This is a genomic window from Clostridioides sp. ZZV15-6383 (genome assembly GCF_020657735.1).
Lineage (GTDB): Bacteria > Bacillota > Clostridia > Peptostreptococcales > Peptostreptococcaceae > Clostridioides > Clostridioides difficile_D.
The window spans coordinates 1-24,793 of record NZ_JAGWCV010000030.1 but is presented as its reverse complement, the minus strand read 5'-3'; the positions used below and the strand labels follow the sequence as shown (position 1 = coordinate 24,793).

Sequence of the window (24,793 nt, the reverse complement as noted above, 5' to 3'; positions counted from 1 at the left end):
TTAATTTAAATTAGGAGAGAAATATATGAATGAAAAACTTTTAGAAATACTATCAAAATACTATGGATATACAAGCTTTAGAAAAGGTCAAGAGTCTATAATAAATTCTATTTTGAGCAAAAAAGATGTATTAGCTATAATGCCAACAGGAGGAGGAAAATCAATATGCTATCAGCTTCCGGCATTGATGTTAGAAGGAATGACAATAGTAATTTCTCCACTGATATCTCTTATGAAAGACCAAGTAGATGCTTTAAAAACTATGGGAATTAACGCTGCTTTTATAAATAGTTCACTAAGTAGCAAAGAATTTAATGAAATACTAAGTAATATTAGAAAAAATAATTATAAAATGCTCTATATTGCTCCAGAGAGATTAGATGCGCAGGAGTTTCTTGAACTAATAAATAATAACAATATAAGCCAAATTGCAATAGATGAAGCGCATTGTGTATCTCAATGGGGACATGATTTTAGGTTGAGTTATAGAAGGATTTCTGATTTTATAAAGAGTTTACCTAAAAGACCTATAGTTACAGCATTTACAGCAACAGCTTCAGAAGAAGTAAGAACTGATATAATAAATTTATTGTGCTTAGAAAATCCAGACTATTATATAACTGGATTTGATAGAGAGAATTTATCAATAAATATAGTAAAATCATCTAGTAAAAATAAATATATTTTAGATTATATTCAAAATCATAAAAATGAGTCTGGAATTATATATGTTGCGACTAGAAAGGAAGTTGAAAATATATATAATGGGTTATCTAAAAGAAATATATCTGTGTCAAAATATCACGCAGGTCTATCTAAAAATGAAAGAAGTAAAAATCAAGAAGATTTTATAAATGATGATGTAGATATAATGATAGCAACAAACGCATTTGGAATGGGTATTGATAAACCTAATATAAGATGGGTTATACACTACAATATGCCTCAAAGTATAGAAAATTACTATCAAGAAATAGGTAGAGCTGGTAGGGATGGAGAAAAAAGTGAGTGTGTACTTTTATTTTCTCCAGGAGATGTACATATACAAAAATATTTAATCGATATTGGCGTTGAAAATCCTGAAAGAAAATTATTTCAACATAAGAAGCTTCAATATATGATTGACTTAGTTTACAGTAATTCATGCTATAGAAAGACAATATTGAATTACTTTGGAGAAAACTATATAGATAATTGTAACAATTGTAGTAACTGTTTAGTAGAAGGTGAAATAGTAGATAAAACTGTAGATGCTCAAAAAGTTATTTCATGTGTAGCTAGAATGAAAAGAAGTTATGGTGTCACTACAATTGTAGATGTCCTTAGAGGGTCTAAGAATAAAAAGATTTTACAACTTGGATTGAATACTTTATCTACATATAACATTATGAGAGATTATTCAAGCGAAGACTTAAAGAATTTTATAAATACATTGGTTTCTCATGGTTTTTTAGATTTAGTGGAGACTTTAGGTAATGGAAATAGAGGGAGTTTTCCAACTATAAGATTGAATGAGATGTCTATGAAAGTTTTAAAAGGTCAAGTGAAAGTAGAATTCAAGGAAATTGTGATGACAAAATCATTAGAAGTTGAAAATGAGTTATATAGTGTTTTAAGAGAACTTAGACACTCAATTGCAAGTGAAGAAAGGATAGCTCCATATATGGTATTTGGAGATGGTACACTTAGAGCTATGTCTAGTAGTTATCCAGTTAATAAAGAAGAAATGCTAGATATCTCTGGAGTAGGAGAAATTAAGTATCAAAAATATGGTAAAGATTTTGAAACAGTAATTAAAGAATATGTCGAAAAAAATAACATTAATAAAAAAGATAAAGAAAAAAATGTCGATTTAGAAAGTGTTAATAGTGACTTCCTTGAGGTCAATACAGATAAAGCTTTATATGAAAAACTATTAGTCATTAGAGAAGAATATGCAACGAAGGAAAAATTACCTCCATACATGGTTTTAGCCAATAAAGCATTAAAAGAAATAAGTGGAAGGTATCCACTTGATGAAGAACAATTAAAAGATATTTCTGGTATAGGTGAGGTAAAAATTGAAAAGTATGGAGCTAGTATATTGGATGAAGTCAAACAATATGTGAAAGAAAATGATATTAATATTATTTGGGAGAAAAAAGGTAAAAGGAAGTTAATACTAGATGGAGAAAGTAGAAAAAATAATGAAATAGCATTAGATTTGCTGAATCAAGGAAAAGATATACAAAGTATAAGTCAAGAGATAGAAGTTTCATTGTCAACCATTATCGGATATGTATATGACTATGTAAAGGATGGGCATAGCATATCATTTGAATTAGGATTAGAAAATTTTTATAATGAAGATAAAAAGAAAATGATTTTAGATGTTTGTGAAAAAGTAGGTTATGATAATTTAAATAATATAAAAAGAAAACTTCCAGATTCAATAAAGTATGAAAATATAAGGGCTGTGATACTTGACTCTTATCTTGAAAACTTAAAAAATAATATTATAGCAGAGCAATTTTTAACAGACTAAAAAATAAAATTTGTATTATTGTGTTGAACTAACATTTTTGCTGTGTTATACTGAATTTGTAAAAATGATGAAAAATTTAGAGCTAGGGGCGCTAGAATTGGCTAGCTGAGAGATAAAGCCGTAACTTACAAACCCTAATAACCTGATCAAGATAATGCTTGCGAAGGGAAGCTTTTTAATATAATTTTGTTATATAAATAGACAAATTATTCAATATTAGGGTAAATTTGTCTGAGTGTATATATGATTATAAGAGTGCTTTCCAAACAAGGAAAAGCACTTTTTTTATTTTCAAAAACTATAACTTTAATCTTGGAGGATTGTAATATGAACTATACAACACAAATGGATGCTGCTAGAAAAGGTATAATAACTAAAGAAATGGAAATCGTTTCTCAAAAAGAGCAAGTAGATGTGAATGAATTAAGAGAATTAATAGCAAATGGACAAGTTGTTATACCTGCTAATAAAAATCATAAATCTTTAAGTGCAGAAGGTGTAGGTAAAAATTTAAGAACAAAAATAAATGTAAATCTAGGAATTTCAAGAGATTGTAAGGATATAGAAAAAGAACTTGAAAAAGTAAAAGTAGCAATAGACATGAAAGCTGAAGCTATAATGGATTTAAGTAACTATGGTAAAACTAGAGAATTTAGAGAAAAGGTAGTTGAAATGTCACCTGCAATGATAGGTTCAGTGCCTATGTATGATGCAGTGGGATATTTGGAAAAAGAATTAAAAGATATAACAGAAGAAGAATTTTTAAATGTAATAAGACAACATGCTATTGATGGGGTTGATTTTATTACTATACATGCAGGTCTTACAAGAAGTGTTTGCCAAAAAATAAAAAATCATGAAAGATTAACTCATATAGTATCTCGTGGAGGTTCTTTATTATTTGCATGGATGGAGCTGAATAATAAGGAAAATCCTATTTATACTAATTTTGATAAAATATTAGATATATGTGAGGAATATGATGTTACATTGAGTTTAGGTGATGCTTGTAGACCAGGTTGTATAAAAGATTCTACTGATGGTGTTCAAATTCAAGAACTTGTAGTATTAGGTGAACTTACTAAAAGGGCATGGGAAAGAAATGTACAAGTAATGATAGAAGGACCTGGTCACATGGCTATTGATGAAATAGAAGCAAATGTAGTATTAGAAAAGAGATTGTGTCATGGAGCACCTTTTTATGTTCTTGGACCATTGGTTACAGATATAGCACCAGGTTATGACCATATAACAAGTGCAATAGGAGGAGCTTTAGCATGTGCTAAAGGAGTAGATTTTTTATGCTATGTAACTCCTGCAGAGCACTTAAGACTACCTAATTTAGATGATATGAAAGAAGGTATAATAGCAGCAAAGATAGCTGCTCATGCAGGAGATATAGCTAAAAATGTTAAAGGTGCTCGTGAATGGGATAATAAGATGAGTAAAGCTAGAGCTGATTTAGACTGGTGTGAGATGTTTAGACTTGCAATAGACCCTGAAAAGGCTAAGAGATACAGAGATGAATCAACTCCTACTCATGAAGATAGCTGTACTATGTGTGGAAAAATGTGTTCAATGAGAACAGTTAAGAAAATATTAAACAATGAAGAACTTAATTTAATATAATTTGTGACTAGAATAAAAAAAGTTGAAAAGAGGAGGTGATTTAGTGAAGGTTAATGGAAGAGATATTGAGTTTAAAGAAAAATTGACTGTAATAGATTTATTAAATAAGTATAATTTAAAGAGTGATAGAGTCGTAGTTGAAGTAAATCTAGACATAATTGAAGAATCTAACTACAGTACATATGTATTAAAAGATGAGGATATTGTAGAACTTATTAGCTTTATTGGAGGTGGTTAAAATAAAAATATTTGTAAATGAAGTATTAACAAATGTTGAAGAAAATACAACTGCCTACAAAGTTAGAGATAGTTATAAGCAAAACTGTGATGTGTTAGTGTTGAATGGGTATCCAATTAAAGCAGATATGCCACTTTGTGAAAATGATAAGTTAACACTTATACAAAAGGGAATTAAACCATCATTTGATGAGTTGGAAAGCTTGTTGATTGCTAGACATACTCCAAATGTGCATAATAAGTTAAAAAAAGGGAAGGTTGCTATATTGGGATTAGGGGGACTTGGTTCCAATATAGCTATCTCTTTAGCTAGAATTGGAGTAGGAGAACTTTTACTTATAGACTATGATGTCGTAGAGCCATCTAACTTAAATAGACAGCAGTATTTTATAGATGATATAGGAAAACTAAAAACTGATGCTATGATAGAAAATATAAAAAAAATAAATCCGTTTATAAAATTAAGTAAACGAGATATTTTTTTAAACAAACATAATATGGATGTTATTAAAGATTCAGATTTGATAATTGAAGCCTTTGATGATGCTTCATGTAAGGCACAGGTTTGTAATTATGTATTGATAAATTTTAAAGATAAATACCTAATAGCATCATCAGGTATGGCAGGTTACTATGATTCAAATATAATAACTACTAAGAAAATAAAAGACAAGTTTTATATATGTGGAGATTTTGTAAATGAAGCTAAATTTGGTGAAGGTCTTATGGGTCCAAGAGTTGCTATCTGTGCAAATCACATGGCAAATTTAGCAACACAAATACTTATAGATATGTAAATATTAAAATTAGATACTAAAAAGATTGAATATTAAAAAAATTGAACATGGAGGGAAAGAATATGGATAAATTGGTACTTGCTGGACATGAGTTCAGTAGCAGATTATTGGTTGGAACAGGTAAATATGGTTCAAATAATATATTACCAGAGGTAATAAAAGAAAGTGGAAGCGAAATAATAACAATGGCACTTAGAAGAGTGGATTTAGATAACAAACAAGAAAACATATTAACATACATCCCAAAAGAAATGACAATACTTCCAAATACATCAGGAGCTACTAATGCAGAAGAAGCTGTAAGAATAGCTAGAATATCTAGAAAAATGGGATGTGGAGATTTTATAAAAATAGAAGTAATATCAGATACTAGATATCTACTTCCTGATAATGAAGAAACTATAAAAGCTACAAAAATACTTGCTGATGAAGGATTTATAGTCCTTCCATATATGACACCAGACCTTTATGCTGGAAGAAGACTTATAGAAGCTAATGCAGCAGCAGTTATGCCCCTTGGAGCACCAATTGGTTCAAATCGAGGTCTTCAAATGAAGGAAATGATAAGAATAATGATAGATGAGTTGGATATACCAATAATAGTAGATGCAGGTATTGGAAAGCCATCTCAAGCTATGGAAGCTATGGAAATGGGAGCTGATGCAGTACTTGTCAACACTGCAATAGCTTCAGCAGGAGACCCTGTACAGATGGCTAGAGCATTCAAACTAGCTGTGGAAGGAGGAAGAGAAGCATATCTCGCAAAAACAGGAAGTGTATCAGAATTTGCAAATGCGTCTTCTCCTTTAACAGGTTTTTTAGGCAATTTATAGAAAGTGGTGATTGGTTATGAGTTTTTATGATGTAATAGAAAAATATAGAGATTTTGATTTTGATGGATATTTAAATAATGTTGCAGATAATGATGTTTTAAGAAGTTTATCAAAAGACAAGCTTGAAGATTTTGATGTATTAAATTTGCTTTCTAAAACTGCTGTAAAACATCTAGAAGCTATGGCACAAAAAGCACATAAATTAAGTGTTCAATATTTTGGAAAAACTGTATGTTTATATACGCCAATGTATATAGCAAATTACTGTGTTAATCAATGTGTTTATTGCAGCTATAATATAAAAAGTGGAATAAAAAGAAAAAAATTAACTATGGATGAAATTAGAGAAGAGGGAAATGCAATTTCAAAGGAAGGTTTTAAACATTTACTTGTTTTGACTGGGGAAAGTAGTTTTCACTCAAGTGTAGAATATATAGGTGAAGCTATAGAAATATTAAGAGATAAATTTCCATCTATAGGTATAGAAGTCTATCCAATGGAAGTAGAGGAATATAAGTATATTGTAGATAAAGGTGTTGAAGGACTAACAGTATATCAAGAAACTTATGACGAGGAAATATATAAAAGAGTCCATATAAAAGGGCCAAAATCAAATTATAAATTTAGGTTAGATGCTCCTGAAAGAGGTGCAAAAGCAGGTATGAGGACTCTATCAATAGGTGCACTTTTAGGGTTAAATGATTTTAGAAAAGAGACTTTTTTTACAATATTGCATGGGAAATATTTAAAAACAAAATATCCTCATATTGAGCTTTCATATTCAACACCAAGAATGAGACCTTTTAAAGGCTGTTTTGAAGAATTAGTAGATATAAGTGATACTGATTTAGTCCAAGCTATGGTATGTATGAGATTATTTGACCCTCATGCAGCCATAAATATATCGACTAGAGAGAATTTGGAAATGAGAAGTCATATAATACCTTTAGGAGTAACTAAGTTGAGTGCAGGTGTATCTACTGATATAGGAGGTCACTCTCAAGATGAACATGATACTGCTCAATTTAAGATAAATGATGAAAGTACTGTTAAAGATGTAGAGAAAATGTTAAACTCAATTGGTTATCAGCATGTATTTAAAGATTGGGAAAGATTTTAAATGTATTTGATAACAAATAGAAAGTTGTGTAGCGAAGAACGATATTTAGAAGTTATTAAAGAGTCTATATTGAGTGGTGTAGAAAATATCATAATAAGAGAAAAAGATTTAGAATATGAAGAATTAAAAAAATTATATATAAAAATAAAAACCAAAATCAATTGTATAGATTTTCAAGAGCAAATATCGAATGAAAATTTGAAAACTAATATAAATCAGAAAGAAAGTGGGAATAAGTTTAATGTTAACTTTATAATAAATAGTAATATTGAATTTTTTGAAAAAGTAGATTGTCAAGGTATTCATCTTCCCTTTAAGTTATTCTTGAATTTAATTGAAAATAAGTGTAATTTTAATAGAAATAAAATACTAGGATTATCTTTACACAAAATAGAGGAAGTAAAGTTTTTAGAAAAATTAATAAGAAATCAAAACATAAAAATAGATTACATAACATTATCACATATATATGAAACTAAATGTAAAGAAGGAGTAAATCCAAAAGGAATTAGACTTTTAAAAGAAGCGAAGGAGATTACTGATATTAAAATAGTTGCACTTGGGGGAATTTTACCATCTAATGTCAAAGAAACATTAAAATACTGTGATGATTTTGCTGTAATGTCAACTATAATGAAATCTAAAGATATTAAAAAAACAATCTTAAATTATAATGAAAAAATTGAATTAGTAAAATAGTATGTGGAATCCTTAATTTAAAGAAAAATGAAAAAGCTAGCTCTTTAGTTTTAAAAGCTAGCTTTTTATTTTGTATCTTTACTAATAAAAATTTATAAAAAGGGAAAACTTTAGTCAGAGAGATTAAATAATATCCTAGAAAGATTTAAAATTTAGTAAAGTATGGAGGACATTATAATGACTGACAGTAAAAAGAAACGATTTATTATACCACACACTTTTACAATAATATTTTTACTAATAGTCTTAATGGCAATATTGACTTGGATAGTACCAAGTGGTGAATTTAGTAGAGAAGATGTAGAAGGTAGAATGGTAGTTGTACCAGGAACTTATCAAAGTGTAGAAAGTAATCCTCAAGGATTTGCAGATGTTTTTAAAGCACCAATAGAAGGTTTTATTGATTCAGCTGAGGTAGTGGGCTTCGTTTTAATAGTTGGAGGTGCTTTTGGTATTGTAAATAGAACTGGAGCTATAGAGGCAGGAATAGCATCAGTTATATCTAAATTTAAAGGAAAAGAACTTCTTATAATTCCAATATCAATGATTTTATTTGGACTTGGAGGCACTACATTTGGGATGGCAGAAGAGACATTACCATTTTATATGATATTTGTTCCACTTATGACATCATTAGGATATGATTCTCTAACCGCCATAGCAATTGTATTTATAGGCGCAGCAGCAGGAGCCGCTGCTTCAACAATAAACCCATTTTCAGTTGGTATTGCACAGGCACTAGCTCAACTTGCTCCTGGTTCAGGAGTAACATACAGAGTAGTTATTTTTATAGCATATATATTAATCAGTATAGCGTTTGTCATGTATTATGCTAAGAAAGTAAAGGAAAATCCTGAAAGTTCAATAGTATATGAAATAGATAAAAATAATAAATCAATACTTAACCAAACTTCAACAGAAATAAAAGAGTTTACTTTTAAAGAAGTGTCTGTTCTTGCTATATTTGGAATAGGGATGGCAATAATGATTTGGGGTGTTTTAAGTCAAGGATGGTACATTCCAGAAATATCAATGTGTTTTGCTGCGATAGGTGTACTTTCTGGTTTAGTTGGTAGATTATCTCAAATTGAAATTTCAGAAAGTTTTATAGATGGAGCAAAAGATTTAGCATCAGCAGCTCTTGCGATAGCTTTAGCCCGTGGAATCGTAATAATTGCTCAAAATGGATTTATAATAGATACTATATTAAATTCCGCGGCAGCCTTTTTAGGAGGACTTCCAAAGGTTATATTTGTATATTTATCATTCTTTTTGGAAGCTGCATTGGCATTTTTAATTCCATCATCTTCAGGTCTTGCTTCACTTACAGTTCCTGTACTTGCTCCTCTTGGTGATTTGGTTAACATATCAGCTCAAGTAATAGTAACTGCTTATCAGTTTGGTGTAGGTCTTACAAATTTTATAACTCCAACTTCAGGAGTACTGATGGGAGCACTTGCAGTGGCTCATATTCCATTTTCAAAATGGGTAAGATTTATAATGCCTATATTGTTGATTTTAACAGCTGTATCTCTAGTATTTTTAACAATAGGTATATATATAGGGTTTTAGTTAAAGATAGTTTTATTTAATATATTTAGAAATTATATAAAAGAATAAAAAGATGTTTTTAAATAAATTGCCACTAAATTACTTAATGGCAATTTATTTTTTGGAATCAGAAATAAATTGCCATTAAGTAATTTAGCAACTTGTTCATGAGAAAAATTTTATAAATTTAGTAAATTTCTAATAAGTATTTTTAAGTACATATAAAAAATTCAATTATATAAAACAAATTTAGCTATCTAATTTTAATTACTTTACACAAGTTAAAAGGATGTTTAAGGATGTTTTGAGTTATTATCTAGTTAGACATAGTCTTAATTGTTATATTTCTTGTTTGATTAAGTATTGATTTGTTATTTTTATATATTTGTATAAAAATAATTTTATATAAAAAATGACAAAAAATTATAATAAATATATATTTTCTCGTCTAATTTATTGAATTATATTCATTTAGACTACTGACTATTGTTTTATATGCTAAATTAGTAAAAAAATAAAAATAAAAGTCAAAAAGCTAAATAAATTAATATTAATTTGAAATATATATGAAGGTTTTTGGAGAATACTTACTTATGGTAGGAAAAAATGTTAAAATAAGAGTGTAATTAAATATAAAGGACTGAAATAGCTAACAGTTATTAAACATAGGAGTGTAAAAATTTATGGGATTAAAAGAATTTGATTTTATTGAAGAGTCTATTGATATGTTGAGAACAATGTCTCCAACATTAGAAACTATATCAGATGAAATAGAAGAGTATTTTGAAAATATTTTGGATGAAAAGAATCAAGAATATATAAATGTAAACTCTAGAATAAAATCAGAATCAAGTTTAAGGGAAAAGATAATTAGAAATAGATATTTAAAGAAATATGGAGAAGCAAGTAACCTTATTCATAATGTTTCTGACTTAATAGGTTTAAGAATTGAGTGCAGATTTATTGAAGATGAAAACAAGATATATAGACTTTTAAGAAGATATTTTAATAAAACAGATGACAAAATAAACTATTATAATAAAGAAAATAAGAACATTAAATTAAAATTGTCTGAAAGGCAACCTAATAAGCAAAAAAATGGATTTGAAATATATAAAATAGATGGTGTTTTTGCATATTTAGATAGAGAAGTAAAATTTGAACTTCAAATTAAATCTCTTGTAAATGTGTTTTGGAGTGAAATTGAACATAAAATAATTTATAAAAATAATACATATTTACTTGCTGATAAATTTATAAAGGATATGATGGACTCTATAAAGAATAATCTTACTATGATAGATAATCAGCTTTTAAGCATTTATAAAAACTTTCACTCAGGAAAAGCTTTTAATATGAAAGTAAGCAAAAAAGAAATTGAAAAGTTGTTTGCGAAATTAGTATACGATGCTTTTTCTGAAAAAATGAACAAAAGTATAGGCTTCGTTGTGGATTTTAAAAAACCATGTGAAACTATATTAAGTTATTCTTTTAATAAACAAGATATAAGTGATGAAGTTTTAGGCAATTTTATGCTTGATGAGTTTGCAAGATTAAATGAAATTGTAAATAAGGATATAAACTTTAATGATCAAATAGAATTTGAAAGAGAACCAACATTTGATGATAAATTTTGTAAAGACCTAGGAAATCATTTTAGAAGTAGATTAAATACGGAATTTCCATGGAATTTATTTTTTAGAATATTATTTGAAATAGAGCCATGTAACAATACAGAAGACTTTGAAAACTTTGTAGAGTTTATAAAAGAAAATGTATTGCTAGAGGAGAATAGAGAACAACTATTATGCCAATTTGAAGAAGACAGTAAGTTTATAATTGAAGATATGTATACTTATATATTTAATAGTATAAGTGAGATTGATAGTGTTGAAATTTTATATAACTATAATCTTGAAAAAATAAACTTCACATCAAGTGAAATTATAAATTGCATATGTAGAGAATATGAATGCTATGGTGAATATTTAGAAGAAAAAGAAAAGCTTATGAATGCATTTAAAGAAAAAATTATTCAAATCTTTGAGTAATAAGTCAATGTTGAAATGGCGCTAGTGCGCCATTTTTCAAATATATATGAATTAAATAAAATTATTTTAGAGGAGGCGATTTGTATAGAGAGAACAGGTGTGATTTTGGCTGGAGGAAAAAATTCTAGAATGGGGAGAGATAAAGCCTTTCTTGAGCTACATGAAAAGCTTTTTATTGAAATTGCAATAGAGATATTTAAAAATTTTAATGAGGTAATAATAATATCTAATAATGAAGAATTATATTCTAAATATGATATTAGAGTTTATAATGATATAGTAAAAAATGTTGGTCCAATTGGAGGAATATATACTGCTCTTGAATATGCAAAGTATGATATAGTTACAGTTGCATGTGATATGCCATATCTAAATAATAAAGTGGTTGAAAGAATAGCTAATGAAATGGATGACAAAAGTGTGATTTCGGTGACAAATGGAAAGTTACAACCATTGTGTTCTGGATATAAAAAGAGTATAATAAATAAGGTATCTTTATGTATAGGGGAAAATGATTTAAAGCTCAGAAGCCTTATAGACAAAATAGATAAAAGCTATATATACTTTGATGAAGAAGATTTATTTTTAAATGTAAACACTATTGATGAGTATGAAAAATTAACTAGAGTTTAATTAGCTATGATTGTAAAATAGAGTAGGATTTATATGGAGGAGAGTTTATGAATTTACTTAAATGCGATTCTTGGGCAGTAATACTAAATAATAGCGATGAAGAAAGCAAAGCATATAAAATATTAGATGAACTTAAAAAGAATATGTATAAAGTTGTTGCTATAGATGAAGAGAAGAAACCTATTGATGGTATAGATGTGTATGAGTGCTTAAAAGATGTTCCACACAATATTGATGTTGTAGCCATTATTGACAAACAGTCTAAGATGGATGTAATTTTAGAAGAAGTAGAACTTTTGGATATACAAAATATATGGTTTGAAAAAGGAAGCTTTAGTGAAATGATGATTAAAAAGACTAAAGACTTAAAATTAAATGTAGAATATAATTTAAGCTTGTATGATGAGTTGACTAGATAAGATTATATATTTTAATAATAAAAGATATAACTAGTTAATAGAACATATTATTTTATAGTATAGATTTGCTAATGAAACATTAAGTTACAATATTTGTTAAAAGATTATGGATTACATGATATAATATATTAAATAGGATACTAAGGAGTTGATATATTATGTTAATAGTAACTACAGAAAAAGTAGAAGGCAAAAAGATATCAGAAGTTTTAGGACTAGTAAGAGGTAGTACAATAAGAGCAAAACATGTTGGAAAAGATATAGGAGCAAGTTTTAAAAATCTTGTTGGAGGAGAACTTACAGGATATAATGAAATGCTTACAGAAGCAAGACAAATTGCCATAGGTAGAATGGTTGAAGATGCAGAAGCTAAAGGTGCAAATGCAGTAATAGCATTCAGACTGTCTTCAGCTTCAGTTATGCAAGGTGCAGCAGAAATTCTTGCTTATGGAACAGCAGTTATTTTAGAAGATGATAATGATGTGGTTGGAAAATAAAATATAAATAGTTAAAAAGAGGCATCTTTTAAAAATTTTATGGGTGCCTTTTTTTATTTGAAAAAACTAATATAAGAGAGAATTTTAATCATTATGACAATAAAATTAGGCTGATATTATATAAATAAGTAAAATTATATTATATAATATATGGTATAGACTTTAAAAATTTTATTGGTAGAGAAAAATATTAATAATGTTATAATAATTATAGAAATTGAAAGTACTCGCACATTTGTTATATAAATTACATATATACTAGTTTTGTATTTGATATAGTTATAAAGTAATATCTTTCATTTTGAGAACGTTGGAATAATAAAAAATGTATGTATTAATAGGTGATATAATTAAAAAAATAAATATAATATGTTATATTACTGAGGAAAAAGTAAATAAAATAGAGTAGATTTTATTAAATGGATTTGTGTTTATAGGGGCGTAATCAATGTATAGAGGGGTGAAATTATATGTTTAATGTTGCAATTATAACACTTAGTGATAAAGGATATGAAGGAAAAAGAGAAGATATAACAGGAAAAAAATTAACTGAATTTGTTGAAAATACAGGAGTTTACAAAGTTATTGAATACATATTGATAAAAGATGATAAGGAAATGCTAAAGGAAAATATTATAAAACTTTGTAATAGCAATAAAATAGACTTAATTCTTACTAATGGAGGTACTGGTTTTTCAAAAAGAGATATAACTCCAGAAGCAACTAAAGAGGTGTTAGAAAAAGAGATACCAGGTCTTAGTGAATATATGAGAATGAAATCTACAGAAATTACCAAAAAAGCTATACTAAGTAGAGGTGTAAGTGGAATAAGAAAAAATTCTATAATAATAAATTTACCTGGAAGTCCAAAAGGTGCAGTTGAAAATCTGAGTTTTATCATTGATGTTTTAGACCATGGTATAGAGATTTTAAGAGGAGAAGCTACAGAATGTGCCACTAAAAAAAGTGAATAGTACATAATTTAGATAGATAAAAAATAGACAAAGAGGTAGATAGAGTATGATTGATAATTATGGAAGAAAAATAGACTACCTTCGTATTTCACTTACAGATAAGTGTAATTTAAGGTGTGTTTATTGTATGCCACCAGATGTAAAATTTGATAAAAATTATATAAATGAAAATTTAAGTTTTGAAGATTACAAATTTATTATAAAGGCTATGGCAGAGCAAGGAATAACAAAAGTTAGATTTACTGGAGGAGAACCTCTTTTATATCCTAACTTGAATGAACTTATAAAATTTACAAAAGAAGAATGTGGAATAAATAATATTGGAATGACCACTAATGCTATTGGACTTTCTGATAGAATATTTGAGCTTGAAAAATGTGGTTTAAATAAAGTAAATATAAGTTTAGATTCTTTGAAGGAATATAAATATAAATCTGTAACAAGAGGTGGAAATTTAAAAGATGTCTTAAAATCGATTGAATCGTGTTTAAATTTAGGCATAAAAGTAAAGCTAAATTGTGTTGCTATAAGTGGATTTAATGATGATGAACTTAAAGACTTTATGTTTTTAACAGTTAAATCACCAATTGATGTAAGATTTATAGAGCTGATGCCATTAGGTGAGGCTAATAGAGTTTATAAAAAGGGTTATTTTAATGTAAAAGAAATGATTGAAAAAATATATGGTTTATATAAAGTTAAAAATGATGAGAAAAGCACAGCAGAATATTATATGTTTAAAGGAGCTAAAGGAAGAATAGGAATTATAACTCCATTAAGCTGTTCATTTTGCAACACTTGTAATCGTATTAGACTTACTTCTAGTGGTGCAATAAAATTATGTCTCCATTCAAAAGAAGAGATAGATATAAAACCATTTTTACATAAACCATTGTTATTTAGAGAATCTATGAAAGATATAATAAAACAAAAACCAGAAAAGCATCATTTAATAGAAAATAAATGTAGTGATACAAATAGGCGTATGTATGAAATTGGAGGATAAGCAATGTTAACACATATAAATGAAAAAGGGTATGCCAAGATGGTGGATATAAGTGAAAAAGATGATACTAAAAGAACAGCTGTGGCAACAGCTACAATTACTCTCAGCCAAGAAGCTTTAGAAAAAGTAAAAAATGGTCAGATAAAAAAAGGAGATGTTTTATCTGTAGCTCAAGTTGCAGGTATAATGGGAGCTAAAAATACATCTTCAAATATACCAATGTGCCATCAGATTAAATTAGTTGGATGTGATTTGGAGTTTGATATAGATGATTCTATGTCTGCTATTAAGATATATGCAACTTGTAAATCTCTTGGAAAAACTGGAGTAGAAATGGAAGCTTTAAGTGCATGTTCTTTAGCAGCACTTACAATTTATGATATGTGTAAAGCAGTTGACAAAAAAATGGTTATAAGTAATATACATCTTGTGGAGAAGAATGGTGGAAAATCAGGAGATTTTAAGTTCGAGTAAATTAATAATATATGGGTGAAAATTTGGAGGAAATATGGCTAAGGTAGTATCAATAAATATAAGTGAGAAAAAGGGTGTAATTAAGGTTCCTGTACAATGTGCAGAATTAAAAGTAAATCATGGAATAGTTGGAGATGCACATGCAGGGAACTGGCATCGTCAAATAAGCTTACTTGGAAAAGAAAGTATAGATAAAATGAAAATGAGGGGTTTTGACCAATTAAAATTTGGAGATTTTGCTGAAAATATAACTACAGAGGGAATAGAAGTATTTTCACTACCTATTGGTACAAAGTTGAGAATAGGGCAATGTGAAGTTGAAGTAACTCAAATAGGAAAAAAGTGTCACAGTGGATGTGAAATTAAAAAATTGACAGGAGACTGTGTAATGCCACGAGAGGGAATTTTTGTAAAAGTTATAAAGGAAGGTATTATAAAAGTTGAAGATTCAATAGATATAATTCAATAAAATTACTATTAAAATATAATTATATTAAGCTATGAACGTAAAATCATAGCTTTTTGTTTTGTAATTTTAAAATATAATATTTTTTTTATATACTTTGAAAGATATTTTATATAAAATTAATTATTTAAGTGTATATTATTCATGCTGTAAATTTATAGATGATAAAGTATAAAAAGATAAATTTTGATGAAATTAAAAAAAATACATAATATAAGTATAGTAATAATATAAAAAATTACATATAAAACTAAAAAATGCAAGTAATTGACTTTTTAAGTTGACAAAATATTGCATATATATTATGATATAAATCATAAATTAACTACAAATCAATATTATATATTCGTAGAAGAAGAAAGTAGCATAAAGGAATTTTACAGAGAGTTAGATTTGGCTGAGAACTAATATTGGAATTTATGTGAAAAGGACTTTGGAGAATACTATTGTAATTATATTATAATAGTGGTTTAATTCGCCTTAAGAAAATGAGTGAGTAAAATTAATTTTTACTAATAAGAGTGGTAACACGGATCTATATTCGTCTCTTGGATTTTTCCAAGAGGCGTTTTTTATTATAAACTTATTTCAGAAAATTTAAAACTATATATTAAATGAAAAGTATAAAAATATGATAGTTAATAAATTTATAAATTAGAAAATTGTAAAATATGCTAAAGTCAGTGGCTTTACGATTTAAATGGAGGGATGAAAATGGAAGAAGAAAAAATTAACTATGCTCTGGAACAGATTCCAGAGAATCAAAAACGTGGTTGGGTAGCTATGTTTTCAGTTTTAGTAGCAATAGGTGTGGATTTATCATCTGTTATCTTAGGGGCTGAGTTGGCACAGAGTATGCCAATGAAACAAGCAATATTGTCAGTAATTGTTGGTTCATTTTTTTCTGCAATTTTGTATACTACATGCTCTTTGGTTGGTTCATCTACAAGTTTATCTACATCTATGATAACAAAGTATGTATTTGGAGAAGCTGGAGCAAAAATATTTTCTCTAGTTATAGGGGTTTCTCTATTAGGGTGGTTTGGAGTTCAAGTAGGTTTCTTTGCCCAAAATGCACAGATAATAATAAAAGATATATTTAATCTAGATGTGAGTATGCAGATTTTAAGTCTTATAGGTGGTCTCTTGATGATGAGTACTGCAATTTATGGATATAAGGCAATGGAAAAGCTTAGTGTATATTCAGTACCATTCTTATTAATTCTTATGATGTTAACTATATTTTTAGCCTTTAGAGCAAATGGAATTCCAGTTGATGATAATATGAAATCCACTATGACATTTGCAGGTGGAGTTTCTTTATCAATGAGTATAATAATAGTTGGTGCAATAGTATCTCCTGATATAAGCCGTTGGGCTAAAAGTAGAAGAGATTGTGCACTTTCAAGTTTCTTAGGAATACAATTTGGAAATGCTTTTATGATAATAGTTTCAATAATATTAGTAAAATGTATGGGGACTTCTGATATTATGAGAATTTTTATTACATTAGGAATTGCTATACCAGGTATAATTGTACTTACATTAGCTCAATGGACTACAAATACAAGTAATGTATATTCAGCATCACTAAGTATAGCTCTTGTACTTAAGAAAGCTCCTGAGAAAGTATTAACTATAGTTCTTGGTATTGTGGCTACATTATTAGCTGTATTTGGAATATATGAAGGTTTTATAGGATTTTTGAATTTACTTGGAATTGTAATTGCACCTGTTGGTGGTGTATATACAGCAGAATATTACATAGTAAAGCAAGAGCTTAAAGGTTTTGATAAAGGTGTATTATATAAACCAATAGTTAAACGTTCAATAGTGTCTTGGATAATTGGTATATTAATAACTTACCTTTCAACATATGGATTTATAACTCTTACTACTATAGCTCCTTTAGATGGATTTATAGCAGGATTTATAGTACAATCTATTATTGGAAAAGTGCTTTGTTCAGTGAAAAATAAGCAAGAAATAGACAAAGCAGTATAATGAAGTTTGTTTATAAAGTATAAAATAAAATTGAAATATGAGGAGAAAGTAACATGAGATTTTTAACAGAAGAAAGTGTAGATAAAATAGCGGTTGGTGCAGCAGTACTTGGAACTGGAGGTGGAGGTGACCCATATGTAGGTAAATTAGTTGCAAAACAAGCAATTAAAAAGTATGGTCCTGTAAAAGTAATAAGCTTGGATGAACTTGATGATGATGCTCTAGTAGTTCCAGTATCTGGTATGGGTTCTCCTGTAATTACAATAGAAAAATTACTTTCTGAAGTGGAATTAACTACACCTTTAGAGATAATGGAAAAATTATTAAATAGAAAAGTAGATGTTATAATTCCTATAGAAATAGGTGGCATAAATTCACTTATGCCAATAGCAGTTGCTGCAAAAAAAGGACTTCCTATCTTAGACGCAGATTCTATGGGGAGAGCTTTTCCTGAAGCTCAAATGGTAACTTTTTATCTTGAAGGATATGAGGCATCTCCTGCTGTAATGTCTGATGAAAAAGGTAATTCTGCTATTCTTTATCCTGTGGATGGAATTTGGTCAGAAAGACTGGCTAGAACCTTAACTGTAGAAATGGGAGGAAGTTCTTCTATTAGTGACTATAATTTAAGTGGGGCTCAAGTTAAAAAAGCTGCTATAGGTAATACACTTACAATAGCTGAAACTATAGGAGGATTTTTACTTGAAAATAAATCCGATTCAAAAGGTGCTGTTGAAAGTATACTAAAAGAATTAAATGGATACAAATTGTTTGAAGGAAAAGTAATTGATATTAAGAGAGAGTTGAAAGGTGGATTTACTAGAGGACATGCCTTTTTTGCTGGAATTAATGAATATGATGGAGAGTATTCTATATTATTCCAAAATGAGAATTTAATTGCAAAAAAAGGTGATACACCACTTTGTATTACACCAGACTTGATAGCAGTATTAGATTTAGAAACTGGATTTCCAATAACTACAGAAAGAATAAAATACGGTTCTCGTGTTATGGTAGTAGCTTTTCCTTGTAATGAAAAATGGAGAACAGAAAAAGGAATTGAGACAGTTGGACCTGGATACTTTGGATATGATGTTGAATATAAAACAGTAGAAGAATTACAAGGAAAATAAAAGTTTAGGAGGAAATTTTGATGTATCGTGTAGGAATTGACGTTGGAGGAACAAATACAGATGCTTGTATACTGGATGGGGAATTAAAAGTAATTCATTCAGTTAAGGTGGCAACTACAAAAGATGTTGAAACTGGTGTTTACAATGCCTTAAAAAAAGTTATAGATGAAAGTAAAATTGACCATTCATTAATAAAATATGCTATGCTTGGTACAACTCATTGTACGAATGCTATTGTAGAAAGAAAAAGACTTAATAATGTGGCTATGATAAGAATAGGGAAACCAGCAACTACTGCCATTCCTCCTTTTATAGATTGGCCAGAAGATTTAAGAGAAAAAATAGAGTTAGATTCAATATTGGTATCTGGTGGATACGAGTTCGATGGTAGAAAGATAAATGAACTTTGTAAAGATGAAGTTGTAGAATTTTGCAATAGAATAAAAGATAAAGTGGAAAGCGTTGCAATAAGTGGAGTATTTGCTCCAGTAAATAAACAACAAGAAGAAGAAGTTGCAAAATGGGTTAGAGAAATTTTAGGGGATATACCTATATCTTTATCAAATGAAATAGGAAATATAGGTATATTAGAAAGAGAAAATGGAGCTATCTTAAATTCTGCATTATCTCAAGTAGGCAAAGCTGTATCTTTAGGCTTTGAAAAAGCACTTAAAGATTTAGGTATAGATGCACAAATATATTTCAGTCAAAATGATGGAACATTAATGAATTTAGAGTATACAATGAAATACCCGATTTTTACAATTGGATGTGGAATAACAAATTCTATAAGAGGGGCTTCTTTCTTATCAGAAGTAAAAAATGCAATAGTACTAGATGTTGGAGGAACTACAAGTGACTTAGGTGTACTATACAATGGATTCCCTAGAGAATCATCAATTCCAGTTACAATTGGGGGAGTACATACAAATTTTAGAATGCCAGATGTTTTAACTATTGGTCTTGCTGGTGGTACATGTGTAAAAGGCGAAAAAGACAATATAAAGATAGGTCCTGAAAGTGTGGGATATAGAATAACTGAAGATGCAATAATATTTGGTGGAGATACTTTAACTTTATCAGATGTTGTTACAAAGTTAGATATGGCATTTGAAGATAGAAAAAGTAATGTTGAAAATTTAGATAAAGAGTATTGTGATGAGGTATATAAGGAAGTTATTTTAAAATTAGAAGATGCTGTAGACCAAATGAAGACTAGTCAAGATGATGTTGAATTGGTTTTAACTGGTGGAGGAAGTATAATTGTTCCTGAAAAACTAAGAGGTATAAGTAATGTTATAAGACCTCCTCACTATACTGCTGCAAATGCTATTGGTGCAGCTTTAGGACAAATAAGTGGAGATGTAGAAAAAGTATACAGTTTAGATAAAATGTCTAGGGAAGATGCCATAGAAGATGCAAAAAAAGAGGCTGTAAATAAAGCTCTAAAAGCAGGTGCTAAAGAAGAAACTGTAGAAGTATTAAATATAGAAGATGTTCCGCTTGCATACCTTCCTGGTAATGCACTTCTTATAAAAGTAAAAGTTGTTGGTGATTTAATTTAAAGAATAAATATAAGTATTTCCAGAATCATATAAATATTTCTGGACTCATTTTTAAATTTATTTTATCAATAAAAACATCATAACTTTTGACTATATTCTTATAAGTTTCCGAACAGCCGATATATACCTATTTTTTGAGGTTTATCGGCTGTTTGTTATCTTTTATCGCATTCCAACTATTTTTCTTACCGTATTTGCTGTACGAATTGTAATCTTATCACTTACATTTGAACTGGCAGTCTTTGACCACCAATTTGTCTTTTTATAATCTTTACGACTAAAAGACCAAAAGATAGCATTTTTATAATGATATACTTTTTCATACTCTTCTTTAGGATTTCCAACCTCATCATAAAACTCGTCATAAGATAAGTCAGGAAACATAAAAATAAGATTATCATATATTTCTTTGTTGTTATCTCCCCACCAATTAGGAGCATTATTTAGTATATCTTTTAACTCCTCTTGTAAAATAATAAAAACTGGTATTTCCAATTCAAACTGTTTTTTTATCATTAATCTTATTGTATTTGAGATAACCTTGCTGTCATCTACATCACTTAAAAAGACAACATTACCACTATTAAGGTATGTAGAAACTTCTGAATAACCAAGTTCTACAAAGCTTGCTTTTAATTCAGACATAATTATCTTGTTCTTACCACTTATATTGATACCTCTTAATAATGCGATATACTTTTTCATATAATAATTTCACCTCTAAACATTCATATTTTTCTATGTAGTACAAACTGGAATTTGCATCTTTTATAATTCTTTCAAAACTTCTTCATATGTAATTTTTTTAATATAAAAAAATCGGTGCTTAATTTGTACCGATTTTTGTTTTTCTTAGTAAAGAACTCGTTTTTTTGCTTCTGCTATAGCTCTAGCAGCACTTTTTGCTTGAATTCTTTTTTCTTCTTCTTTTTTAAATGCATTTATTGTTTCATTTAGATTCTTATCATGTTCATTTTTTTCTTTATCTTCGTTTTCTCTGTATACTAATACATAATCTATTATTGATTCGTTTATTATCTGGGATATACTTTTATTTTCATTAATTCCTATTCTCTTAACTTCTTTAAGTAGCGTTTCATCAATATGAACCGTTGTTTGCTTTGTATTTTTTGCCACTTTAATCACCTCTTAAAAAGAATTTTAACATTAAAATTTTTTTTAGTCAATAAATTTTAATATTAAAATTCTTTAAATGTTTTATCTGATTTTCTAAAACTTTCTATTGTCTTTATCATCTTATTTTTTATATTTTCACCTAGTACAGAAGACTTTAGTCTAGGATTTTCAATATGGTCATAAATTGGTTCTAAAAATTCGACTTCAACAGGAACAGAATTAATTTTGCCAATAGGTTGGTATCCTTCATAAGTATCTTTTGAATTTTTTATTACTAGTGGAACAATAGGACATTTTGCTTTATATGCTATTTTTAAAGCTCCACTTCTAAAATCTGAAACTAGTGAATTTGGCTCTTTAATCCATGTTAAATCTCCTTCTGGAAATACTGCCATACTTTGACCTGTAAGTATATTTTGAGAGGCTTCAGCAATACTTTTTATACCTTCCCGATTGTTTTTTCTGTTTACATATACACATCTTAGTAACTTTGCCCATTCTTTAAATATAGGTATATTTCTCCACACTGGTTCATCTGCAATTACACATCCAATTGGTCTTTCTACACTTGCTGTTAATATGAAGCTATCAAGCATACTAGAATGATTTACAACAAATAGAAGTGGTTCTTTTGGTAGTGTCTCCTTACCAATTATATTAAGTTCTATATTTACTATATCTAAAGATTTTCTAGCTTGTTTTTGCATAAATTCAAATTTTTCTTTTAAGCTAAATTTATCAGGATTCTTTTTAATTTTAATGAGTCTAGGTATAGAAGATGTAAAGCCTATAAGTTGATATGTAGCAAATTTTAAGTAATTATTCATAAAATTATCTCCTTAAAATAAAATTGTTTATTACTGTAAAGATTTTAACATAAAACAAAATTTAAGTCTATTTTAATTCCATTTTGTAACATGTATTTTAAGTAGACAGATATTAAGGTTTTATGCTTCTAATTTTAGTAATCAGACCGAATCAATAGATTACTATTCTATTAAATTAATTAAATAACCTTTAAATTTAATTATAAAAACTGTTGCAGATTGCTCTACAACAGTTTAAAAGACTTACTTTATAATAATTATATTATAAGGCTACAACAGCCCATTTTTTGCACTGAGCAATTCTTTTTCCATCATCACCTTGTTCTTTGTCATATGCAAATTGATTAAGCATTTCACATGGAAATGTATCACATAGACCACAATGTGTAAGGTTTTTATCTTCACAACAGGATTTTATAGGGCATTCTTCACCCCAAAAAGGTTTCTCAATACATGTACATCCTATACAATTAACTTTTTCCTTGTACTCACATTCATAACATAAAATTCCACATCTTGATTCTATCATTCTAAGTCACTCCTTAAATATAAATTTTATATGATTGTATATCAAAATTTATACTTTTCATTGTAAAAATCGGACAAGTTTTTTATATAGGTTGTTGGATTAACACCACAGATAGATTTAAAATCATTTATAAAATGGGATTGGTCATAATAACCAATATCTTGTGCTAAAGTTGCAAATGGTGTTTTATTATTTTGTACTTCTTGTAGCACAATATTTATACGAAGTAATCTAAGATAGGATTTAACACTCATGCCAAGAGAATTATTAAAAATCCTGTTTAAATGCCGTTCACTATAACAACTGATTTGGGAAATGTTTTTGACAGACATAATAGAGTTCTGTTTTCTGGCATTTTCAAGAATTGGTATAGTCATATCTACTATATTTGATTTCAATAAGTATGATAAAAATAACATATCTAATTGTTCTACTAATTCCTTTATAGTACCTGTTCTTTCAAAAATGGAATTAATCTCTAAGTTAAATAACGTATTAAAATCTTCAAGTGTAATTTTTAAATCTGTAGATTCTCTTTGAGAAAGACCTGTCAAATAATATACACCACCTGGACTAAACTCAACAAATACTCTAAAAAGTACATTTTCTATATCATTTTTTACAATAGTAGTTTTTGTTGTAGCTCCCCAGAATTCACTCTCCATACCTTTTTTATCAAATTTAAATATCATACATCCACTAGCATCAGGTATTAATGTAAGATTTTCTTTAATACTTGTATCTGGAATGGATATTGTATAGTGTGCTATATATGGTTTTAACAATTTATGTGGCAAAATATATGTATACTGTTTGCAAGTGTTTAAAATGTTATTGATTATTTCATTCATAAATATATCCTCCTGACATATCAAAAATAAATATACTAATTTATTTTTGATATATAATAAACAAATTTTGATTTAATTAAAATATTCTAATAAGATATTTTGTTAAATTTAGATATAATAATTGTAAAGTAAAATCTCAAAATATACAATTATTATAAATTATAGATATTCATCAAATAAATATATTAAAGAAGAATAGGTGTAAACCAAAATTAGAAAATAATAGTGTTACTTTCATAATAAATACATATAAAGATATTTTTAAGAATAAAATTTATTATTAAATAAAAAATAAAGGAGAGTGATTTAATAGCATGGCATCAAAACAAACACCGAGAAACAATTTAGAAAAGTTTTTAAGAATAAGAGTCTTATCACATACAGGTGATAAAATACATATAAAGTTACCTGTAAACTTTGCAAAGAGAATGATTGAGAATAATGCTTTGGACTTATTTAATGGAAAAGATGATGTAGTTGATGGTAAAAAGGTGACTGAAATATTAGTAAAAGCATTTGATTATGATTTAACTGGAGAAGTAGTTCACTTGGAGAGAAAAAATGGAGACATTATTAAAGTTTCAATCGTACAGTAGAACTAATTTATATGAATTTTATTTTGGAATGGTTACAGAGAACTGAAGATTAGTAAAAAAGTACATCTTATTATTGAAAATAGTAGAGAATACACATTTATAGTTTATAGATGTGGGGTCTTTAAAATAAAGTGTGTATTCTTCTAAAAAGTGGTGATAATTAAAATATTAAATATCACTATATAAAGGAAGGTGCACACTTTTTATGTTTAACAAAAACGAAATATTAAAAAAACTTATT

General features: G+C 28.0%; 25 protein-coding genes, 1 riboswitch and 1 other annotated feature. Of the genes, 20 read left to right on the top strand and 5 right to left on the bottom strand.

The window, feature by feature from the left end; all coding sequences use genetic code 11:
- The first annotated feature begins 25 nt into the window (after positions 1-25).
- The 19 genes from recQ to KGF42_RS11865 all read left to right on the top strand — a co-directional run bounded on the left by recQ (position 26) and on the right by KGF42_RS11865 (position 20,612).
- Entirely contained in the window at positions 26-2,524 is a 2,499-nt protein-coding gene (gene recQ, locus KGF42_RS11955) for a DNA helicase RecQ (RefSeq protein WP_227826397.1), read from the top strand.
- A gap of 74 nt (positions 2,525-2,598) precedes the next feature.
- A riboswitch (TPP riboswitch) is annotated at positions 2,599-2,710 on the top strand.
- A 141-nt stretch (positions 2,711-2,851) separates the two neighbouring features.
- Entirely contained in the window at positions 2,852-4,153 is a 1,302-nt protein-coding gene (gene thiC, locus KGF42_RS11950; RefSeq protein ID WP_054273695.1) for a phosphomethylpyrimidine synthase ThiC, read from the top strand.
- A 43-nt stretch (positions 4,154-4,196) separates the two neighbouring features.
- Positions 4,197-4,391, top strand: coding sequence for a sulfur carrier protein ThiS (thiS, locus tag KGF42_RS11945; protein WP_227822170.1), 195 nt, complete (start codon positions 4,197-4,199; stop codon positions 4,389-4,391).
- Positions 4,384-5,187 (top strand): thiamine biosynthesis protein ThiF, encoded by an 804-nt coding sequence (gene thiF / locus KGF42_RS11940; RefSeq protein ID WP_227826396.1) that lies wholly within the window; start codon positions 4,384-4,386, stop codon positions 5,185-5,187. The genes thiS and thiF overlap by 8 nt, the downstream gene beginning before the upstream one ends.
- Positions 5,188-5,249: 62 nt before the next feature.
- A complete protein-coding gene (locus KGF42_RS11935) occupies positions 5,250-6,020 on the top strand; it encodes a thiazole synthase (protein ID WP_227822168.1) in 771 nt (256 codons plus the stop codon).
- Positions 6,021-6,036: 16 nt separating this feature from the next.
- Positions 6,037-7,140, top strand: a complete 1,104-nt coding sequence (thiH, locus tag KGF42_RS11930; protein WP_227826395.1) for a 2-iminoacetate synthase ThiH — start codon at positions 6,037-6,039, stop codon at positions 7,138-7,140.
- Positions 7,141-7,839, top strand: coding sequence for a thiamine phosphate synthase (locus tag KGF42_RS11925; RefSeq protein WP_227822166.1), 699 nt, complete (start codon positions 7,141-7,143; stop codon positions 7,837-7,839). It begins immediately after the preceding gene.
- Between the two features lie 177 nt (positions 7,840-8,016).
- A complete protein-coding gene (locus KGF42_RS11920) occupies positions 8,017-9,411 on the top strand; it encodes a YfcC family protein (RefSeq protein WP_009889640.1) in 1,395 nt (464 codons plus the stop codon).
- Between the two features lie 662 nt (positions 9,412-10,073).
- Positions 10,074-11,441 carry a GTP pyrophosphokinase gene (locus KGF42_RS11915; protein WP_227822164.1) on the top strand — a complete coding sequence of 456 codons (1,368 nt, stop codon included), beginning with the start codon at positions 10,074-10,076 and terminating at the stop codon, positions 11,439-11,441.
- A gap of 15 nt (positions 11,442-11,456) precedes the next feature.
- Positions 11,457-12,074 carry a molybdenum cofactor guanylyltransferase gene (locus KGF42_RS11910; protein WP_227822163.1) on the top strand — a complete coding sequence of 206 codons (618 nt, stop codon included), beginning with the start codon at positions 11,457-11,459 and terminating at the stop codon, positions 12,072-12,074.
- Between the two features lie 47 nt (positions 12,075-12,121).
- On the top strand, positions 12,122-12,493 hold the full coding sequence (locus KGF42_RS11905) for a CoA-binding protein (protein WP_054273703.1): 372 nt from the start codon (positions 12,122-12,124) through the stop codon (positions 12,491-12,493).
- 158 nt (positions 12,494-12,651) lie between these two features.
- Complete coding sequence (locus KGF42_RS11900) at positions 12,652-12,990, top strand: heavy metal-binding domain-containing protein (RefSeq protein WP_227826394.1); 339 nt, start codon at positions 12,652-12,654, stop codon at positions 12,988-12,990.
- A gap of 470 nt (positions 12,991-13,460) precedes the next feature.
- Complete coding sequence (locus KGF42_RS11895) at positions 13,461-13,964, top strand: molybdenum cofactor biosynthesis protein B (RefSeq protein ID WP_054273705.1); 504 nt, start codon at positions 13,461-13,463, stop codon at positions 13,962-13,964.
- Between the two features lie 46 nt (positions 13,965-14,010).
- Positions 14,011-14,970: a GTP 3',8-cyclase MoaA gene (moaA, locus tag KGF42_RS11890; protein WP_054273706.1), complete on the top strand. Its 960-nt coding sequence runs from the start codon at positions 14,011-14,013 to the stop codon at positions 14,968-14,970.
- Positions 14,971-14,973: 3 nt separating this feature from the next.
- On the top strand, positions 14,974-15,444 hold the full coding sequence (moaC, locus tag KGF42_RS11885) for a cyclic pyranopterin monophosphate synthase MoaC (RefSeq protein ID WP_054273707.1): 471 nt from the start codon (positions 14,974-14,976) through the stop codon (positions 15,442-15,444).
- A 34-nt stretch (positions 15,445-15,478) separates the two neighbouring features.
- Complete coding sequence (locus tag KGF42_RS11880) at positions 15,479-15,913, top strand: MOSC domain-containing protein (protein ID WP_054273708.1); 435 nt, start codon at positions 15,479-15,481, stop codon at positions 15,911-15,913.
- 337 nt (positions 15,914-16,250) lie between these two features.
- Positions 16,251-16,462: a binding site (T-box leader), on the top strand.
- 162 nt (positions 16,463-16,624) lie between these two features.
- Positions 16,625-17,914 (top strand): cytosine permease, encoded by a 1,290-nt coding sequence (locus KGF42_RS11875; RefSeq protein ID WP_054273709.1) that lies wholly within the window; start codon positions 16,625-16,627, stop codon positions 17,912-17,914.
- Between the two features lie 53 nt (positions 17,915-17,967).
- Positions 17,968-19,047 (top strand): DUF917 domain-containing protein, encoded by a 1,080-nt coding sequence (locus tag KGF42_RS11870; protein ID WP_227826393.1) that lies wholly within the window; start codon positions 17,968-17,970, stop codon positions 19,045-19,047.
- A gap of 20 nt (positions 19,048-19,067) precedes the next feature.
- On the top strand, positions 19,068-20,612 hold the full coding sequence (locus tag KGF42_RS11865; RefSeq protein ID WP_227826392.1) for a hydantoinase/oxoprolinase family protein: 1,545 nt from the start codon (positions 19,068-19,070) through the stop codon (positions 20,610-20,612).
- A gap of 162 nt (positions 20,613-20,774) precedes the next feature.
- Here KGF42_RS11865 and KGF42_RS11860 read toward each other — a convergent pair whose 3' ends face one another.
- From KGF42_RS11860 to KGF42_RS11840, 5 genes are all read right to left on the bottom strand, one after another.
- Positions 20,775-21,317 (bottom strand): DUF1697 domain-containing protein, encoded by a 543-nt coding sequence (locus KGF42_RS11860; RefSeq protein ID WP_227826391.1) that lies wholly within the window; start codon positions 21,315-21,317, stop codon positions 20,775-20,777.
- 147 nt (positions 21,318-21,464) lie between these two features.
- Positions 21,465-21,749 (bottom strand): hypothetical protein, encoded by a 285-nt coding sequence (locus KGF42_RS11855; RefSeq protein WP_054273713.1) that lies wholly within the window; start codon positions 21,747-21,749, stop codon positions 21,465-21,467.
- A 62-nt stretch (positions 21,750-21,811) separates the two neighbouring features.
- The gene (locus KGF42_RS11850; RefSeq protein ID WP_054273714.1) at positions 21,812-22,576 is read right to left on the bottom strand and encodes a lysophospholipid acyltransferase family protein; all 765 of its coding nucleotides are present in this window, start codon (positions 22,574-22,576) and stop codon (positions 21,812-21,814) included.
- Positions 22,577-22,838: 262 nt separating this feature from the next.
- The gene (locus tag KGF42_RS11845) at positions 22,839-23,105 is read right to left on the bottom strand and encodes a DUF3795 domain-containing protein (protein ID WP_054273715.1); all 267 of its coding nucleotides are present in this window, start codon (positions 23,103-23,105) and stop codon (positions 22,839-22,841) included.
- Between the two features lie 41 nt (positions 23,106-23,146).
- Entirely contained in the window at positions 23,147-23,956 is an 810-nt protein-coding gene (locus KGF42_RS11840; RefSeq protein ID WP_227826390.1) for a response regulator transcription factor, read from the bottom strand.
- Positions 23,957-24,270: 314 nt separating this feature from the next.
- On the opposite strand from KGF42_RS11840, the gene KGF42_RS11835 reads away from it, so the two are divergent.
- Positions 24,271-24,552 (top strand): hypothetical protein, encoded by a 282-nt coding sequence (locus KGF42_RS11835; protein ID WP_003420428.1) that lies wholly within the window; start codon positions 24,271-24,273, stop codon positions 24,550-24,552.
- Positions 24,553-24,793: the final 241 nt, after the last annotated feature.